This is a genomic window from Sinorhizobium sp. 6-70 (assembly GCF_030124375.1).
Classification (GTDB): Bacteria; Pseudomonadota; Alphaproteobacteria; order Rhizobiales; family Rhizobiaceae; genus Sinorhizobium.
Genome location: NZ_JASKLS010000014.1, coordinates 105822 through 123614, shown reverse-complemented (window position 1 = coordinate 123614; position 17793 = coordinate 105822). Strand labels below are relative to the sequence as shown.

Below are 17793 nucleotides of genomic sequence, written 5' to 3'. Positions count from 1 at the left end.
ATGTCTTCCGAACGCTCGACCCAGCACAGTTTCGGCGTACATTCCGAGGTCGGCCAGCTGCGCAAGGTCATGGTCTGCGCGCCGGGGCGCGCGCATCAACGGCTCACGCCGAGCAATTGCGACGCCCTCCTGTTTGACGACGTCCTATGGGTGGACAACGCCAGGCGCGACCATTTCGACTTCATGACCAAGATGCGCGACCGTGGCATCGACGTTGTCGAGATGCACAACCTGCTGACCCAGACCGTGGCAATTCCCGAAGCCAGGAAGTGGATTCTCGACAACCAGGTCGTGCCGAACCAGGTTGGACTTGAGCTCGTGGACGAAATCCGCAGCTACCTCGAAGGGCTGGCCGACCGTGAGCTCGCGGAGACCCTGATAGGCGGGTTGTCGACCTATGAATTTCCCGAGACGCTTGGCGGCGAGATGCTGGAACTGATCCGGGACGCTGCTGGCGTCGCAGAATATCTCCTGCCGCCATTGCCCAACACGCTCTACACCCGCGACACCACCTGCTGGATTTACGGTGGGGTGACGCTCAACCCGCTCTATTGGCCGGCGCGCCACGAGGAGACCATCCTCGCCACGGCTATCTACAAGTTCCACCCCGATTTCGCCGGCAAGGTCAATGTCTGGTGGGGCGACCCGGCCAAGGACTGGGGCCTCGCCACCCTTGAGGGCGGCGACGTCATGCCGATCGGCAAAGGCAACGTGTTGATCGGCATGAGCGAGCGTACGTCGCGACAGGCAATCAGCCAACTCGCTGCAACCCTGTTCGAAAAGGGCGCAGCGCAGCGCGTGATCGTCGCCGCAATGCCCAAGCTGCGTGCGGCCATGCACCTCGACACGGTTTTCACCTTCGCCGACCGCGACTGCGTGCTGATCTATCCCGACATCGTGAATGGTATCGAGGCCTTCTCCTACAGACCGGGCGACAAGCCGGGCGCCATCGAGCTGCACAAGGACGGGGGTTCGTTCGTGGAAACAGTGCGCGACGCCCTCGGCCTCAAGGAGATGCGCGTGGTCGAGACGGGCGGCAATGCGTATGTGCGCGAGCGCACGCAATGGGACAGCGGCGCCAATCTCGTCTGCCTGTCGCCCGGCGTGGTGCTGGCTTACGACCGCAACACCTACACCAATACGCTGCTGCGCAAAGCGGGGATTGAAGTCATCACCATTACCGGGGCCGAGCTCGGTCGTGGACGCGGTGGCGGCCACTGCATGACATGTCCGATCGTCCGTGATGCGGTCGACTATTAGATCACGGTGATTTTGTGCCGAATCGACCCAATCATAAACGCGATTGATTCTAATCGAGACGTGGATGCGGGCGGAAAACCGCGCACAATTTTCCGAGTGCACCGCGACGACCCGTGAAAGGCGCGGCCATGGCAGGAACTCCAATGGGACAACCGCCGATGAGCGGTTCCTCCGGAGAGGGAGTCGATTACGAGCGCCGGGCAAAGTCCCTGCATTCCAGATGGGGATGGTTCCTCGCACTGGGTATCGTTATGGCGCTTGCCGGAGCATTGGCTGTCACGCTTCCTGCCATTTCCAAATTCGCGGCGAGCGTCGTCCTGGGCGCGGTCCTTGTGCTCGCGGGCGTTGTAAAGATGGTCCAGTCCTTGCAGGTCAAGGAGTGGAACGGCTTCATCTGGCAGGAACTGACCGGCGCGGTCGAGGTGGTCGGCGGCATCCTGATATATTTCAACCCGCTGAAGGGTGCCCTCGCGATCACTCTCCTCATCGCCCTCGTGCTCCTCGTACAGGGCATTCTGCAAATTGCGCTCGCGGCAGTCGTGCGCAAGCAGGATGGCTGGCACTGGTTCGCGATTTCGGGCTTGGTTGCGCTGGCGGCCAGTGCGGCGCTCGCTTTGAAGCTGCCCCACACCAGCACATTTTCATCAGGCACCATTGCCGGCCTTTCCCTGCTGGTCGCCGGCGGTGCGTACGTCGCCATTGCCCTCACGATAAGCAGAGCGCGGCCATGAGGACGCACGGATCGGAAACAGCGCGATGATCGGACCTGCTTCTAGGATTCGCCTGATCTTTGCCTGCCTGGCAGGGAGCACGGCCTTGTGCGTCAATTCGACTTCATTTGCCCAGCAGGAGGCAGCGCGCCAGGCAATGCCGCCACCGGCCGTCGTCGTCGAGAAGGTGGAGGTTCAGCAGGTAAGCAACCCCGCGCGGTTTACCGCCCGTGTCGAGGCGATCGATGCAGTGGACGTCCGGGCGCGCGTCACCGGCTTCTTGCGCGCCGTGGCATTCAGGGATGGCCAGGCGGTCAAGACCGGGGACACGCTGTTTGAGATCGAGCCGGATCAGCTCGAGGCCTCGGTCGCCTCGGCGCGGGCGCAGGTAGCGCGCGCCGAGGCGACGCGGAAATCGGCCGAAAGGACCCTTGCGCGCAATCGGGACCTGTTCGCTCGCAACACCGTGTCGCGAGCCGTTCTGGATGATGCCCAGGCCGCCTTCGATGTCGCCGCCGCGGACGCGCTGGCGGCCGAAGCGGCGCTGAACACTGCTGAGCTCAACCTGTCCTATACCCGTATCACGGCACCGATCTCGGGCAGGATCGGCCGGGCGATGTTCACGGTTGGCAACCTGGTCGGACCCGATTCCGGCTCGCTGGCGCGAGTCGTAAGCCTCGATCCGATTCGCGTGGCCTTCGCCATGACCGAGGGCCTGCTTGTGACCGCCCGGCAGCAGGAGGCAGGCGGGAGCCAGCTGGACCCCGGTGCATTCAGACTTTCGCTGCGCCTCGCCAACGGGACGGAATACGACGAACCTGGCCGAATCGAGTTCGTCGAAAACGAGGTCGACCCGCAGACCGGAACGGTCACCGCTCGCGCGGTCTTTCCCAATCCTCATCACGTGCTGATCCCGGGACAGTTCGTCACCCTTTCCATTGAGGAAAAGGAAGTACCCAAACTGCCGGTGGTGCCGCAGATGGCGGTGCTGCAGGATCGCGAGGGGCGCTTCGTCTATCTGCTCGGCCAGAACAACACCGTCTCGCAACGGCGTATCGATACGGGTGCGCGTATAAGCAACGGCTGGGCGGTTACCACAGGTCTCAACGGCGGCGAGCAGGTTGTCGTCCAGGGAATCCAGCGCCTCGCCGACGGCATGACGGTCCAGCCGAGCGAGGGCCAGCCCTTGGACGGCGGCCCATGATCTCCGATCTTTTCATCACCCGAAGCCGGCTGGCGATCGTCATCTCGATCATCATTTCACTCGCCGGCGCGATCAGCATCTTCGCGCTGCCGGTACAGCAGTATCCCCAGATCACGCCGCCGACCGTGACCGTCTCGGCAACCTATCCCGGCGCCAGCGCCGATGTGATTGCCGATGTCGTCGGCGGCCCGTTGGAAACGGCCATAAACGGCGTAGCCGACATGATGTACCTGTCGTCGACAAGCTCGAACGCCGGACAATATTCGCTTTCCGTGACCTTCGAAGTGGGCACGGATCCGGACATTGCGCAGGTGAACGTGCAGAACCGGGCGCAACTCGCGATTTCCCAGCTCCCGTCGGCTGTAACCCAGCAAGGTGTATCTGTGCGGTCACGCTCGCCCGATTTCGTGCTCGGCATCGCCTTCTATTCGCCGGACGGCAGGCTCGGCGCGCTCGAGATCACCAATTTCGCCGCGACGACGCTCATCGACGCGCTCTCGCGCGTCTCGGGCGTCGGCGAAGCCGCCGTCGTCGGCGCGTCCGAATACTCGATGCGCGTGTGGCTCAATCCGACACGCATGGATGCGCTCGGCATTACCGCCGGCGACGTGGCAACTGCGATCCAGAGCCAGAATATCCAGGCTTCCCTCGGGCAGGCGGGCGCTCCCCCGGCGCAAGAGGGCACAGAGTTGCAATACACTCTGGTCGCCCAGGGGCGGCTCATAAGCCCTGAGGCGTTCGGCGACATCGTCGTGCGTACGGGTGCGGCGGGCGCCGTCGTGCGGCTCGGCGACATCGCGCGCATCGAACTCGGTGCGCGGAGCTATTCATCGAGGGCATATTTCGGCGGGCACGAAGCGGCGATGCTGCAGATCAGCCAGGCACCTGGCGCCAACGCGATCCAGACGGCCGGTGCCGTACTCGCCGAGCTCGAACGCCTTTCACCGAGGTTCCCGGCCGGGCTCGAATACGACGTCGTCTATGACGCGACGCGGTTCGTCCGGGCAAGCCTGTCGCTGATCGTCGAGATCCTCATCGAGGCTTTCCTGATCGTGCTCTTCATCACATTCCTGTTCCTCCAGGACTGGCGCGCCACCCTGGTTTCGGCCGTGGCCATCCCTGTTTCGATGCTCGGCGCCATGGCCGCTCTGCTCGCCTTCGGATACTCGATAAATACGATCTCGCTGCTCGCCCTGGTATTGGCGATCGGGCTGGTCGTCGACGACGCGATCCTCGTCGTGGAGAACGTCAAACATGTCATGGAAGACGATCCCGGCATCGATACGGCCAGTGCGACCCGCAAGGCGATGCGGCAGATCACGGGGCCGATCATCTCGACGACGCTGGTGCTGCTCGCCGTCGTCACACCGACCGGGTTCCTCTCGGGCATCAACGGCCAGCTCTATCGTCAGTTTGCGGTTACGTTGTCGGCCGCGCTGGTCGTCTCGTCCATAGTGGCGCTGACGCTCAGTCCGGCACTCAGCACAATCCTGCTGCGACGCGGACAGGGCGGTTATCGGCGCGGTCCGCTCGGCTGGTTCACACGCGTCCTGAATGCGACACGCGACGGCTACGGCCGTGCAGTCGCTTTTCTGGTGCGCGTTTGGATCATCCCCCTCGCCGCCCTTGCCGCCTGCTTCCTCGGCGCATTCCTCATATTTACCCACCTGCCCTCCACCTTTCTCCCGGACGAGGATCAGGGCGCCCTGTTCCTGGATATCCAGCTTCCGGATGCCGCCTCGCTCGACCGTACGCGGGCGGTCGTCAACAGCGTCGAGCATGTGCTGTCCGGGGCCGCCGGGGTCGAAAACGTGATCTCTGTCGCCGGCGTCAGTATCCTGCAAGGCGCCGCCTCCCCCAATGGAGCGATGGTGATCGCGGCCCTCGACCCCTGGGACCAGCGCACGGCGCCGGAACTGCAGCTCTCCGCCATCCTTCAAAAGTTGCGGGCTCAGTTCGCGACCATGCCGGGAGCCAATATCGCGGTCTTTGCGCCACCGGCGATCGCCGGAATCGGCGCCGTCGGCGGCCTCGACCTGCGCCTGCAAGCGCTGCAGGGGCAGCGGCCGGAAGAGATCGCCCAGGTGGTGCGCGCATTCGTCTCGGAGATAAATCAGCAGCCGGAAGTCGGCGGTGCGGCGACCACCTTCAGCGCCGACGTGCCGCAGATATACGTCGACGTTGACCGCACCCGCGCCGAGGCCCTGGGGGTGAGCGTAGCCGACATCTATTCGACGATCGGCGCGAGCTTCGGCTCGCGCTACGTGAACGATTTCACACTTGAGGGGCGGGTCTTCCAGGTCAATCTCCAGGCTGACGCCGAGCATCGCGCGGATGCGCAGGACATCCTCAATCTCCATGTACGCAACCGCACCGGCGCGATGGTGCCGCTGAGAACAGTGGTGTCGACAACGACCGTTCTCGCGCCCTTCGTCCTCTCCCGTTACAATCTGTCGGTCGCAGCCCAGATCAATGGACAGGCCGCGCCCGGCGGCAGTTCGGGCGCGGCCATGGACGCGATCGAACGGGTGGCAGCACAGGAGCTGCCGGCGGGCTACGGCTTCGAGTGGTCCGGCCTGTCGTTTCAGGAACGGCGCAGCAGCGGACAGGAGCCGATCATCTTCGGGTTGGCCTTTCTGTTCGCTTACCTGCTCCTGGTCGCGCAATACGAAAGCTGGACGCTGCCGATCGCCGTCATCCTGTCGCTCGGCGCCGCCCTGTTCGGCGCGACCGGAGCACTCATGCTTTTCGGGCTGCAGAACAGCCTCTACGCGCAGATCGCCATCGTGCTCCTGATCGGGCTCGCGTCGAAGAACGCCATCCTGATCGTTGAATTCGCCAAGGAACGCCTCGAGGAAGGGCAATCTGTCGCCGAGGCCGCACAGCTCGGCGCCGAGCAGCGCTTCCGCGCGGTGATGATGACCGCGGTTTCCTTCATCTTCGGCATCGTGCCCCTCGCGATTTCGACGGGCGCGGGCGCCGGCGCCGGTCGGGCGGTGGGCGTCACCATCCTCGGCGGTATGGTGGGGGCAACGACGATCGGCCTCTTCATCATCCCGACCTTGTTTGCCGTGATCGAGCGTGCTGCAGCGTGGGTTTCCCCGCGAACGAAGCCTGCGACGGAGCCGCCGGCGACATAGCCGCGATCCCGGAGGAAAATTTGAACCCAACAGAGGAGAAAGACATGACCACCTACGATTCTGGAACGCCCACGACCCTCTACGCGCCGCCCACCTGGCTTCGTGTCCTGCTCGGGATCGTCCTGCTCGTGGGCGGCATATTCGTGCTGGGTGACGTGGCGTTGGCCACGCTCGTCAGTACGCTGCTCATCGGCTTTACGGCGATTGCCGTCGGCGCATTCGAGATTATTCACGCCTTCTGGACGAAGGGCTGGGGCGGTTTCCTGTGGCAGATCCTGCTCGGGGTTCTCTATGTCGTCTTCGGCTGGATGGTGGTGAGCCAACCCATTTCGGGTGCCCTGATCCTCACCTTCGTCCTCGGGCTGGTGTTCCTGGCTTCGGGCGTCGTGCGGGTCATTGTCGCTTTCAGGCATTGGAGCGGTGGCGGCTGGCTGATGCTCGTCTCAGGGTTATTCGGCATCCTGGCTGGGCTGGCCATCATCTCGGGCTGGCCGGCGACCAGCATTTGGGTGCTCGGGCTTCTGTTGGGGATCGACCTTATTTTCCACGGGCTCGCATGGCTGATCCACGCGTGGTCACCTTCGACGCAGTCAGTGTAACGGGCTTCGGCTCCGACGAATCGGCGCTGCCATCGACCCAAACAACACCGCCTGCGGACAAGAGCGCTGCCCGAGGCGGGACGGCTCCTGCGCAGCGTAGACGCCCGGACGGCTTATCTCACCATGGAGAATGCCGAGAAATCGTCGCGAAAACAATCGGTTATGGAAATGGCGGACAGAGAGGGATTCGAACCCTCGATACGCTTTCACGTATACACGCGTTCCAGGCGTGCGCCTTCAACCACTCGGCCACCTGTCCATCCTTGAAACAGCCGCTGGTTAGTCCGGCTGGATGGGAAGAGCGAACTCTTCGCCGTGCGCCGGACGAACCGGCGGACGGGCGCGATATATACCGATGATCCGCGCGGGATCAACTGGTTTCTGACAGTTTATTGACATCTTGTGAGATGGCCCTGTGGCGTCGGCCATTGCGCTCGCAACTTGCGGCGCCTATTTCTTGGCGCACGAGCGTCAATGATCGGAGAAGCGCGCATCGGCGCGCACCGGGCCACGGCGGACGAAAGGACGAAGATGCGGTTGCTGCTGAGGCTTGCAAGCTTTCTCGCGCTGGCGGTCGCGGTGCTCGCCGGGACGGTCGACTCGATCCAGTCGGTTGCCGCGTCGGAGCCGGCGATGACTTCGCTTGCCGACGCCATATCCGCCCTTGGCCCGGAGGCACTCAACTGGGTGCACGGCCTGCAGCGCACCGGTGCGGGGCCTGCCATCTGGCTGACGGCGTTGCAATGGCTCCTTGCCCGGCCCGCTTTCGCGGTGTTGCTGGCGCTCGCCCTCATCCTCTGGATGGCGGGCTACAAGAAACGCCCCGCCGCCGGGCGATTTGCCGCCTGATCACCGCTGCTGCATGTTTCCTTAAATCGCAGCGGATTCAGATAAAACATGCAGCAGTTCGAAGTGTAATGCCGTCTTCGCGGCACCGGTGTCAGCTGCCCGATCGGCCGCAGTAATTCAAAGTGCTACAGCGACCTTGCGCGTCCGAAGACGCGCGGCGCTGTAGGCTTGTCGCCTAACGGAAACGGCGGGTCGATTTACGTCTTGGAACCAGCGTCCGGCGCCCCTGTGCCAGGTGCCGCATCTTTTTTACCATCCGAAAAATTTTGAGTGTTTTTTTGCGGAAGCCGTGCAAGGATGCGCCCACCCAAGCCTTAACAAGAGAGGGGCGGGCTGCGCGTACGGGCCCCCGTTGGACTGTCGCCAGACCCGATAAGATCAATAGTGACAACAGGGCTGCACGATGAAAAAAACCATTCTCGGTCTCTTTGCTTTCTCCATGATGTCCGCGACGGCATTGGCCGCCGACATCAAGCCGGCGATCATCTACGATCTCGGCGGCAAGTTCGACAAATCCTTCAACGAAGCGGCCTTTAACGGCGCCGAAAAGTTCAAGACCGAATCAGGTATCGAATACCGCGAATTCGAAATCGCCAATGATGCCCAGCGCGAACAGGCGCTGCGCCGCTTCGCCAGCGACGGCAACAGCCCGATCGTGATGGCCGGCTTCAACTGGGCGGCATCACTCGAGAAAATTGCCGCGGAATATCCGGACACGAAGTTCGCGATCATCGACATGGTGGTCGAAAAACCGAACGTCAAATCGATCGTCTTCAAGGAGCAGGAAGGCTCCTACCTCGTCGGCGTGCTCGCCGGCCTCGCCTCCAAGTCGAAGACCGTCAGCTTCGTCGGCGGCATGGACATCCCGCTGATCCACAAGTTCGCTTGCGGCTATGTCGGCGGTGCCAAGTCGGTCGGCGCGGACGTCAAGGTGCTCGAGGCCTATACCGGCACGACACCGGACGCCTGGAACGATCCGGTCAAGGGCGGTGAAATCGCGAAGTCCCAGATCGACCAGGGCGCGGACGTCGTCTATCACGCCGCCGGCGGTACCGGCGTCGGTGTGCTGCAGGCGGCAGCGGATGCCGGCAAGCTCGGCATCGGCGTCGATTCCAACCAGAACATGCTGCAGCCGGGTAAGGTCCTGACCTCGATGCTGAAGCGCGTCGATGTCGCCGTCTACGAATCCTTCATGGCGGCCAAGGACGACAAGTTCCAGTTCGGCATTTCCAACCTCGGCCTCAAGGAAGACGGCGTCGGCTACGCGCTCGACGACAACAACAAGGCCCTGATCACGCCGGAAATGCACGACGCGGTCGAAAAGGTGAAGGCCGACATCATTGCAGGCAAGGTGCAGGTGCACGACTACATGAGCACCGAATCCTGCCCCTACTAATTGCGGTGACCTGACATCAAGAGGCCGCCTGCTTCAAGTGAAGCAGGCGGCCTTTTCGTGTCTACTGCATGCTGACGGCTCAGTAATGCGGCGGGCGGGTCGCCGGTATCGCATCACGCGTCTGTTCCTCGAGGCTCAGGAATCGCTCCGTCAGGCGGTCGAGCTTTGCCCGGGTCTGTTCGACCACCTTCCACTGCTCGGCCAGTTGGTCAGAAAGCTCCTCGATGGTCTTCGCCTGGTGCGCCAGCATTTCTTCGAGACGCGTGATCCGATTGTCTGCGTCGCTCATGTGATTACTCCCGCGTCCAGATCATAGACGTGATCGATTCTAATGCGTTAGAGCGGGATCCGGGCGGAAAACCGTGCACACTTTTCCTCATCCCTAGCATTTGGTTGTCCTCGTCCAAGACGACCGCGCTGTCAAGCGGTCGACACTACGCGCCGGCAGCAGCCTTTTGAGCCGCCGAAAAGCCCGGATCGCGCGCCGAAAGCATCTTGTGGAGATGCACCATCATCGCGGCAGCAAAGAGCGGCGTCAGCAGGTTGAGCAGCGGCACGGCCAGGAAGGCCGCCAGCACGAGCCCCGCGAGAAACACGGTCGAGCGGTGTTTGGCGCGAAAGAGCCGCGCCTCCGAACGCGGGCGGTAGCGCATGGCGGCGAACTCGAAAAATTCCCGCCCGAGCAGATAACCGTTGACCAGGAAAAAGGCGATGAGATTGACGCCCGGCACGAGAAGCAGCAGCAGGGCAATGATGTTGCCGAGGATAACAACGCCGAGGAATTTCACCGATGCGGTCATCGCCTCAACAAGCGGCAGCGGCTTGCCGGGGGCGCCATCGGGATAGTCGCGTGTCTCGATCACCTCGGCAACGTCGTCGAGGAAGAAACCGGCAATCAGCGCCGTGACCGGCGCAAGCAGAAGGGCGAGCGCCAGGGCCAGGCCCAGGCTCGCGAAGATGCCGACGATGAATGTGAGCCAGCCGGCCCATTCGGGCGTGCCCGGCATCAGCGTGTCGAACCACGGGAAAGCGAGCCAGACGAACAGTTCGCGCAGGGCGAACCAAAGGGCGATGAGTGCAAGCAGCGTCAGCCCGAGCACTTTCCAGAAGACCGAACGGGTCTCCGTTGCGAAAAGGTTGGCGAAGGCAAGCCGCGCTGCATCCATGATCATGACTGCTCTCCATCGAGAACAGCGCCGCGCGTCTGATGAGGTGCGCAAAGGACGCTGTGGCACTTTGAATTGCTGCATGTTTTCATCCTTAAAACGGCTAGGATTTAAGGAAACATGCAGAAGGTGGCTCAAGCCCATGTAGGCAGGTCGATTGCGAACGACAAGATAGGCAGCAATTACCGACAGCAACCGGTCTGCGGGCGCGCTGCAAGCCGCGCTGCACCGCCGTCTCGCCGCCGGCAAAAATCGCGCATCATTGCTCCAGCCGCTGGCAAACGGGACACAGGGCGATATGCTATGCCTAAAATCGATGCAGGGCTGCGTTGCGCCGGAAATGCCCCGCGGCCAGCCAGGGAGACCAAATGACCAATCAGAAAACCCTCGCGAGCCTCGCCGTCCTCGTCCAGTCCGGCAAGCTCGATCCTGTCAAGCTCGCCGAAGAGACGCTTCATCGCATCGAAGCCCATCCGGACCAGTCGATCTTCGTCGGCCTCACCCGCGAGCGCGCGCTCAGGGAAGCGCAGGCGGCGTCAAATAGGTTCAAGGCAGGGCGCTCGCTCGGTCTCCTCGACGGCCTGCCCGTCGCCTGGAAGGATCTTTTCGACCTGGCCGGCAGCGTGACGACGGCGGGTTCCGTCGTCCTCAAGGACAACCCTCCCGCAACGGCAGACGCGCCCGTCGTCGGCGCACTCGCTGCCGGCGGCATGATCAGCATCGGCCGGACGAACATGAGCGAATTTGCCTTTTCCGGACTCGGCATCAATCCGCACTATGGAACGCCGCGCAATCCGGCGTCGCCGGATATCGATCGCATTCCAGGTGGCTCGTCCTCCGGTTCCGCCGCAGCCGTCGCCGCGGGCCTCGTGCCGCTTGCGATCGGCACGGACACGGGCGGCTCGGTGCGCATCCCCGCGGCAATGACCGGCATCGTCGGCTACAAGGCAACGCGCGGCCGTTACGCGATGAAGGGCGTGTTTCCGCTCGCCGAGAGCCTCGACTCGCTTGGCCCCCTTTGCCATACGGTGCAGGATGCGGTGTGGGCGGATGCCGCCATGCACAGCCTGACGGCGCCGGTCATCCGCAGGGCCGAGCTTGCCGATCTTTCGATTGTCATTCCGGAAACGATCGTCTTCGACGAGGCCGAACCGGAGGTGGTCGCGACCTTCGAGGCGGCGATCGAGAGGCTGCAGGCCGCGGGCGTCCGCGTGCGGCGCGCGCCCTTCCCGAGCTTTGCCGCCGTGTTCGATCTGATGGCGCGCCATGGCGCCCTGGTGACGGCGGAAGCCTATGCCCTCCACCGCGAGCGCCTCGCCGGTCCCGAAGCGACAAGGATCGATCCGCGCGTCGTCACCCGCACCAGGCTCGGCGAGAAGATCACCCTCAGTGATTACATCGCCCTTCTCGATGCACGTGATCAGCTGATCCACGAAACGGTGGAAAGCCTTGGACCCGGCGAACTCATCGCGCATCCGACATTGCCGCATGTCGCCCCGCCGATCGCACCGCTTCTTTCCGACGACGAGCTTTTCTTCAAGGTAAATGCCAAGACACTGCGCAACACGCTGATCGGCAATTTCCTCGATTTCTGCGGCATCTCCATCCCCTGCGGCACCGGCGCTGCAGGCATGCCGGTCGGCTTGCTGCTCTCCGCACCCCACCATCAAGACGACCGGTTACTGGCCGCGGCCCTTGCTGCCGAAGCGACCATCCGGGGTGAGGCATGATCGTCTGCTTCGATATCGGCGGATCCGCGATCAAGGGGGCCATCACCCATTCGCCGGAACGGATTTTTCCCCTGCCGCGGCGCACCACGCCGCTCAACGACTTTCGCCGCTTCGTCGCAGCGCTCGAGTCGGTGCTCGACGAGGCGGGCGGCCTGCCGGAAAGGGTGGCGATTTCGATCACCGGCGTTATCGATCCGCAAACCCGTCGGATCAAATGCGCCAATATTCCCTGTATCGACAGCCGGGAGCTTGCCGCCGAGCTCGAGGCGGCCTTGCACCTGCCCGTGGTGATCGCCAATGACGCCGACTGCTTCGCGCTCGCCGAGGCCGGCATCGGCGCGGGGCGCGATCACCGGATCGTCTTCGGCGCGATCCTCGGCACCGGGGTCGGCGGCGGCCTGGTGGTCGACGGCAAGCTGATCAACACCGATGGCGGTTTTGCCGGAGAATGGGGGCATGCGCCCGCCCTCGCGTCCGCGGCGGGACATCCGCCGATTGCCATACCGATCTTCGACTGCGGTTGCGGCCAACGCGGCTGCGTCGACACCGTGGGCGGGGCACGCGGACTCGAAAGGCTGCACGCGACGGTGCACGATAAATCCCTCTCCAGCCACGAGGTCATCGAGGCCTGGCAGAACGGCGACGAGGAAGCAGCGCGCACGATCGACATTTTTGTCGATCTCGTCAGTTCACCGCTGGCGCTCGTCGTCAACATAACCGGTGCGACAATCATTCCGGTCGGCGGTGGTCTCTCCAACTCCGAAGCCCTGCTTGCCGAAATCGACGGTACCGTGCGCGGCCGCATCCTCCGACAGTTCGACCGGCCGCTGGTCGTGCGCGGCGAATGCCGGCTGGAGCCGGGCCTGATCGGCGCGGCCCTGCTCGGCTTTGGAGGAAAGGTCGCATGAGCGGCATCCTGCTCGAAGTCTGCGTCGACAACCCGGACGGCTTGATGGCGGCGATCGACGGCGGCGCGGACCGGATCGAGCTCTGCTCGGCCCTTGCCCTCGGCGGCTTGACGCCAAGTCCGGGATTGATGGCGCTCGCCGGCCCGCCGCCGGTGCCGGTCTATGCAATGATCCGCCCCCGTGCCGGCGACTTCGTCTACGGCCCGACCGATCTCGATGCCATGCGCCGGGACATCGATGCGGCCCGCGGCGCCGGGCTTGCCGGCGTCGTCCTCGGCGCATCGCTCGCCGACGGGCGACTCGACGCGCAGATGCTGCGAAAGCTTACCGGCCACGCGGCGGGATTGGGGCAGACGCTTCACCGCGCGTTCGATCTCGTTCCGGATTTCGCCGAGGCGATCGAGATTGCGGTAGATCTGGGTTTTGAAAGGATTCTGACTTCGGGTGGCGCGAAAACCGCACCGGAAGCGGTCGATACCTTGACGCACCTCACCCAACTGGCGGCAGGCAGGATTTCCGTGATGCCGGGCTCCGGTATTAGCATCGACACGATCGATGCGCTGCTTCCCAGGCTCGCCGTAACGGAGATCCACTCCTCCTGTTCCGTTCGTGAGCCGGCTCAAGACCCGCGGCTGGTGGAGATGGGCTTCGTCGCGGGAGACCGGCGCCGGACGGATGCGGCGACGGTCAGGGCGATGAAGGCACGGCTTGCCGCTCCACCGGCAACGCTCTGAAGCGCATCGCATTAAAACGATGGGAGACGTTCGCTGGCGTCCGCCCCTCATCCGGCCTGCCGGCCACCTTCTCCCCGCGAGCGGGGCGAAGGGAACTCGCCGCAATGCCCAGCCCAATGTCCCCTCGCCCCGCTTGCGGGGAGAGCGTCAGGGTGAGGGGCGTTTAGCCGTGTTACTGTCGTCGCAAACCGCTTGGACGAGACGCCTTAAGCCGAGAAAACCGCCTCGCCACCGATCCAGGTCGACTTCATGCCAAGTTCCGGCGTCAACAGCACGAAATCGGCGTCCGTTCCGGGCAACAACCGGCCTTTATGGGAGGCAATGCCCATGACGTCGGCCGGATAGGCGGAGGCCATGCGGATCGCCTCCTCGATCGGCAGCCCGATTTTTTCATGTACGAAGCGGACCGAGGACAGCATGTCGATGTCTGCGCCCGCGAGCGTCCCGTCGGCAAGCGTCAGGCGGCCGCCCTGGCGCAGGATTTCGCGGCCATTGAGGTGGAAGCTGGTCATTTCGGTGCCGATCGGCGACATCGCGTCGGTCACCAGGAAAATCTGTCCCGGACCCTTCTTGCCTCGCAGCGCGATGCCCATCGACGCCGGATCGACATGGAAGCCATCGGCGATCAAACCGGCATGCAATGTGCCCGTGGCAAGCGCCGCGCCGACGACGCCGGGCTCACGGTGGCCGAGACCGCTCATCGCGTTAAAAAGATGGGTGACCGTCCGGGCGCCGGCCCTGGCGTAGCTGCAAGCCGTCTCATAGCCGACATCCGTGTGCCCCAAGCTGACGACAACACCGGCATCACAAAGCGCACGCACCTGCTCCCGCGTGGCGTTTTCCGGAGCAACCGTCACCATGAGGCCGCCGAGGGCACGCGCGCAGGCGACCATTTCCGCCAGGTCGGCATCATCCATCGGGCGGATCAGCGACGGGTCATGCGCCCCCTTGCGGGCGATCGACAGATGTGGACCCTCGAGGTGCAGGCCGAGAAAGCCGGCCACCGCCGCCTTTTTTGCCTCGAGGCCGGCCTCTATGGCTGCGGTCCGCACCTCACGCGTGTCCGTGATCAGCGTCGGCAGGAGCGCCGTGGTGCCGAACTTCGCGTGTGCCGTGCAAATCTGCCGAATGCCGTCGAGCGTCGGCTGTTCGTTGAGCAGCGCACCGCCGCCGCCATTGACCTGCAGGTCGATGAAACCCGGAACAAGCAGCAGGCCGTGTGCGTCGACCGCGTCGGCATCGGCGGGTGCGGCGGACGCCGGAACGATCGCCTTGACCCGACCCGCCTCCACCACCAGGACGGCGCCGTCATGCCAGTCGATGCCGTCGAAGATCCGCGCGCCGGTGATTTTCTTCTTCGCAGTCATCGTGTCTCCGTTACCTTCTTGAGGCTTGCCGGTGCATCCGGATTGAGGCCGCGCGAACGTGACCAGGCTTCGACGAAGCCGTAAAACGGCAGGATCAGCGTCAGCGCATCGGTGACCGGATGTCCCGTTTCGACAAAGGGCAGGCGTTTCGCCTTCTGAGCGCGCGCCGAGGTGACATGCACGACCGCGCCCTTGGTGCTCATGCCATCGGCGCTTTCGACCACCGAGGGCTCGGCTGCATCGCGGGCGGCAAGCGCCAGCACCGGAAATTTAGCCCCGACCAGTGCCACCGGACCATGCAGCACTTCCGCTGAGGAATAGGCTTCGGCATGCATGCCGGACGTTTCCTTGAATTTCAGAGCCGCTTCGCTTGCAATCGCCAGCGCCGGGCCGCGGCCCAAGACATAAAGCGATTCGGCCTCCCCGAGATCGGCTGCGAAATCCTGCCAATCGAGCTTCACAGCCTTGGCGAACTGGTTCGGCAGATCGGCGACGGCACGCTTGAGCGCCGCATCTCCTGTCCATTCGCCGAGAACCGCAAGGCCAGCGACAATCGAGTTAACATAGGACTTTGTCGCGGCGACGGCGAGTTCCGGACCGGCAAGAATATCGAGCGGATGGGCGCAGGCCTCGGCAATCGGCGAAGGCACCGTGTTCGTGAGCGCGATCGACACCGCACCGGCGCGTGTCGCCGATTGCGCCATCGCCACGATGTCCGGGCTCTTGCCGGACTGGGAGATCGCGATTGCCGCCGCGCCACCGAGCTTGAGGTTGGCGCCATAGATCGAGGCGAGGGACGGTCCAAGCGAAGCGACCGGCCGGCCTGCCTGTAGCTCGATCGCATATTTCAGGAACAGCGCCGCATGATCGGAAGAGCCGCGGGCGATCGTGACCAGAAACGCCGGATCCTTGGCCTTGAGCGCCGCACCCGCCGCCTTCAGGGCGTCGGCCGAACCGTCGAGCAACCGCGCAGCGGCTTCCGGGATCTCATCGATTTCTCGCCGCATGTTGGTTTGCATCATCCATTCCTTTTTCTGTGAGGCGCGGATCAGGACTCCGAAAGCGTCAGTTCCGCGACAAAATCATAGGCATCGCCCCGATAGAGCGAGCGGGTGAATTCAACGACGCGCCCCGACGCAAGATAAGAGACACGCTCGATCGAAAGGCCGGCGGCGCCGACGGCAACGCCGAGCATCGACGCGTCAGGATCCTTGATATTGCAGGCCGAAATGCGCTGCACCGCCCGGACGGGCCGAGAGCGGGTTTTGTCGAGGGCGGCATAAAGCGACGAAGTCACCGCCAGCGGGTCCGGCAGGAATTCGGTCGAGATGCTGGCGCGCTCGATCGCCAGCGGCATGCCGTCGGCAATGCGCAGGCGGCCGAGACGCGCGACCAGGGCATCAGCCGGAAGGCCGAGCGTCATCATTTCGTCGGGCGACGGGTGGAACAGTCCCCGCTCCAGCCACTCCGCCCGTGCATTCAGGCCCCGCCGGGCCATGTCCTCGGTAAAGGACGTCAGCCTCGACAGCGACTGCTCGACGCGCGAGACAGGCCTGACGACGAAGGTCCCGGAGCCATGGCGGCGCACGAGCAGCCCGTCGCGCACAAGGTCATCGACCGCCTTGCGCACGGTCACCCGGCTGATATTGGCATAGTCCGCGAGATCCCGCTCCGGTGGCAGCGCATCGCCGTGGTTGAGCTTGCCCGAGAGGATGGCTTCCTCGAGCGACTGCCTGAGCTTCAGATAGAGCGGACCGGCCCCGCCCGACTGCAAGCCTTCCAGCGGCAGGATGGCGGCAAGTTGCTGGGTCATGCGCCGCCCTCCGGCCTGGAGCCGAAGCGTTGGGCTGCGAGCGCCACCGCTCCGGTCAAGGCGTCCGCCTCCGCTTCGACAAGATGCTTCTGGTGGCGCTCGGCGAGCCACGGGCGATAAAGCGGCGCCAACCCGCCGAGCAGGCACAGCCGCTCGCTTCCTCGCGACACGACCACGTCGAGCGCCTCGTCGACCGTGGTCGCAGCGGCCTCGAGCAAGCGCAGCGCCACGGCATCGCCGCGCCCGGCATGCTCGAAGACACGCGGGGCGTAGCGTCCGAATTCGCCGGGCTTGGCCAGCCGCGCAAAGTCGACGACGTCCCTCGGATCGTTGTTGAATTCAGCCATGACGGAATCGGTGACCGGCGAGCCCTCGTGAATGCCGTCGAAGGCAAGCAGGCTTTCCTGCAGCAGCGCATGGCCGATGCGCGCGCCGCTGCCGTGATCGCCGATCGTGAAGCCCCAGCCGCCGATATAGCTTACGGCTTCCCCGTGGCGCGCGATATAAATGGTGCCCGTCCCGAGAATGGCGACCGCGCCGTCTGTTGCGCCAAGCGCGCCCTGAAGCGCGATCAGGCCATCGGACTCGATCTCTGCCGCTGCGAAGGGAAGGCGCCGTTTCACATAGTGCACGGCATCGCCGACATTGTGACCCGCAACGCCGACGATCGCATTGGCCGCCGTGATGCCGGCCGGATCGAGGCCGGCATCCTCGAAGGCGGCCCGCGAGGCCTCCGTTATGTTCGCAAGCGCCGTCTCCGGATCGGTGAGGATGTTTGCGGCGCCAGCCTTTCCACGGCCGAGAATCCGACCGTCCGTCGCGGCAACGGCCGCCCGGCAACTCGTTCCGCCGCCATCGATTCCGATCAGGTAAGACGTCATGGGCACCTCCGTCAGACAAGATACCAAAAAAATACC

Annotated in this window: 16 protein-coding genes and 1 tRNA gene; 10 read left to right on the top strand and 7 right to left on the bottom strand. The window is 64.1% G+C overall.

Going from position 1 to position 17793, the window contains the following annotated elements; translation table 11 throughout:
• The 5 genes from arcA (at position 1) to QN222_RS23765 (ending at position 6913) form a co-directional block, all read left to right on the top strand.
• Complete coding sequence (gene arcA, locus QN222_RS23785; RefSeq protein ID WP_283962493.1) at positions 1–1260, top strand: arginine deiminase; 1260 nt, start codon at positions 1–3, stop codon at positions 1258–1260.
• A 158-nt stretch (positions 1261–1418) separates the two neighbouring features.
• A complete protein-coding gene (locus QN222_RS23780) occupies positions 1419–1991 on the top strand; it encodes an HdeD family acid-resistance protein (RefSeq protein WP_283962494.1) in 573 nt (190 codons plus the stop codon).
• A gap of 136 nt (positions 1992–2127) precedes the next feature.
• Positions 2128–3174: an efflux RND transporter periplasmic adaptor subunit gene (locus QN222_RS23775; protein ID WP_284005616.1), complete on the top strand. Its 1047-nt coding sequence runs from the start codon at positions 2128–2130 to the stop codon at positions 3172–3174.
• Complete coding sequence (locus QN222_RS23770) at positions 3171–6314, top strand: efflux RND transporter permease subunit (RefSeq protein ID WP_283962496.1); 3144 nt, start codon at positions 3171–3173, stop codon at positions 6312–6314. The genes QN222_RS23775 and QN222_RS23770 overlap by 4 nt, the downstream gene beginning before the upstream one ends.
• 44 nt (positions 6315–6358) lie before the next feature.
• Positions 6359–6913 (top strand): HdeD family acid-resistance protein, encoded by a 555-nt coding sequence (locus QN222_RS23765; protein WP_283962497.1) that lies wholly within the window; start codon positions 6359–6361, stop codon positions 6911–6913.
• A gap of 169 nt (positions 6914–7082) precedes the next feature.
• Here the strand turns inward: QN222_RS23765 and QN222_RS23760 are convergent.
• Positions 7083–7172 (bottom strand) — tRNA-Ser (locus tag QN222_RS23760).
• A 272-nt stretch (positions 7173–7444) separates the two neighbouring features.
• Between QN222_RS23760 and QN222_RS23755 the strand changes: the two genes are divergently transcribed.
• Both QN222_RS23755 and QN222_RS23750 read left to right on the top strand, forming a co-directional pair.
• A complete protein-coding gene (locus tag QN222_RS23755) occupies positions 7445–7762 on the top strand; it encodes a hypothetical protein (RefSeq protein WP_283962502.1) in 318 nt (105 codons plus the stop codon).
• 403 nt (positions 7763–8165) lie between these two features.
• Positions 8166–9158, top strand: coding sequence for a BMP family protein (locus tag QN222_RS23750; RefSeq protein WP_180939763.1), 993 nt, complete (start codon positions 8166–8168; stop codon positions 9156–9158).
• A 79-nt stretch (positions 9159–9237) separates the two neighbouring features.
• Here QN222_RS23750 and QN222_RS23745 read toward each other — a convergent pair whose 3' ends face one another.
• On the bottom strand, positions 9238–9447 hold the full coding sequence (locus QN222_RS23745) for a SlyX family protein (RefSeq protein WP_283962498.1): 210 nt from the start codon (positions 9445–9447) through the stop codon (positions 9238–9240).
• A gap of 145 nt (positions 9448–9592) precedes the next feature.
• A complete protein-coding gene (locus tag QN222_RS23740; protein ID WP_283962499.1) occupies positions 9593–10330 on the bottom strand; it encodes a sulfate transporter family protein in 738 nt (245 codons plus the stop codon).
• Between the two features lie 362 nt (positions 10331–10692).
• On the opposite strand from QN222_RS23740, the gene QN222_RS23735 reads away from it, so the two are divergent.
• From QN222_RS23735 to QN222_RS23725, 3 genes are read left to right on the top strand one after another with little or no spacing between them, the layout of a single operon-like run.
• Positions 10693–12054, top strand: coding sequence for an amidase (locus QN222_RS23735; RefSeq protein WP_283962500.1), 1362 nt, complete (start codon positions 10693–10695; stop codon positions 12052–12054).
• Entirely contained in the window at positions 12051–12962 is a 912-nt protein-coding gene (locus tag QN222_RS23730; RefSeq protein ID WP_284005615.1) for an ROK family protein, read from the top strand. Before QN222_RS23735 ends, QN222_RS23730 begins: the two co-directional genes overlap by 4 nt.
• The gene (locus QN222_RS23725; RefSeq protein ID WP_283966019.1) at positions 12959–13696 is read left to right on the top strand and encodes a copper homeostasis protein CutC; all 738 of its coding nucleotides are present in this window, start codon (positions 12959–12961) and stop codon (positions 13694–13696) included. The genes QN222_RS23730 and QN222_RS23725 overlap by 4 nt, the downstream gene beginning before the upstream one ends.
• A gap of 206 nt (positions 13697–13902) precedes the next feature.
• Here the strand turns inward: QN222_RS23725 and nagA are convergent, their stop codons facing one another.
• The 4 genes from nagA to QN222_RS23705 are packed head-to-tail and all read right to left on the bottom strand — an operon-like array spanning position 13903 to position 17757.
• Positions 13903–15063 (bottom strand): N-acetylglucosamine-6-phosphate deacetylase, encoded by a 1161-nt coding sequence (nagA, locus tag QN222_RS23720; protein ID WP_284005614.1) that lies wholly within the window; start codon positions 15061–15063, stop codon positions 13903–13905.
• Positions 15060–16082 carry an SIS domain-containing protein gene (locus QN222_RS23715; RefSeq protein WP_283961038.1) on the bottom strand — a complete coding sequence of 341 codons (1023 nt, stop codon included), beginning with the start codon at positions 16080–16082 and terminating at the stop codon, positions 15060–15062. Before QN222_RS23715 ends, nagA begins: the two co-directional genes overlap by 4 nt.
• 29 nt (positions 16083–16111) lie before the next feature.
• Positions 16112–16876 (bottom strand): GntR family transcriptional regulator, encoded by a 765-nt coding sequence (locus QN222_RS23710; protein WP_283961037.1) that lies wholly within the window; start codon positions 16874–16876, stop codon positions 16112–16114.
• Positions 16873–17757 carry an N-acetylglucosamine kinase gene (locus tag QN222_RS23705; RefSeq protein WP_283961036.1) on the bottom strand — a complete coding sequence of 295 codons (885 nt, stop codon included), beginning with the start codon at positions 17755–17757 and terminating at the stop codon, positions 16873–16875. The genes QN222_RS23710 and QN222_RS23705 overlap by 4 nt, the downstream gene beginning before the upstream one ends.
• Positions 17758–17793 lie beyond the last annotated feature (36 nt).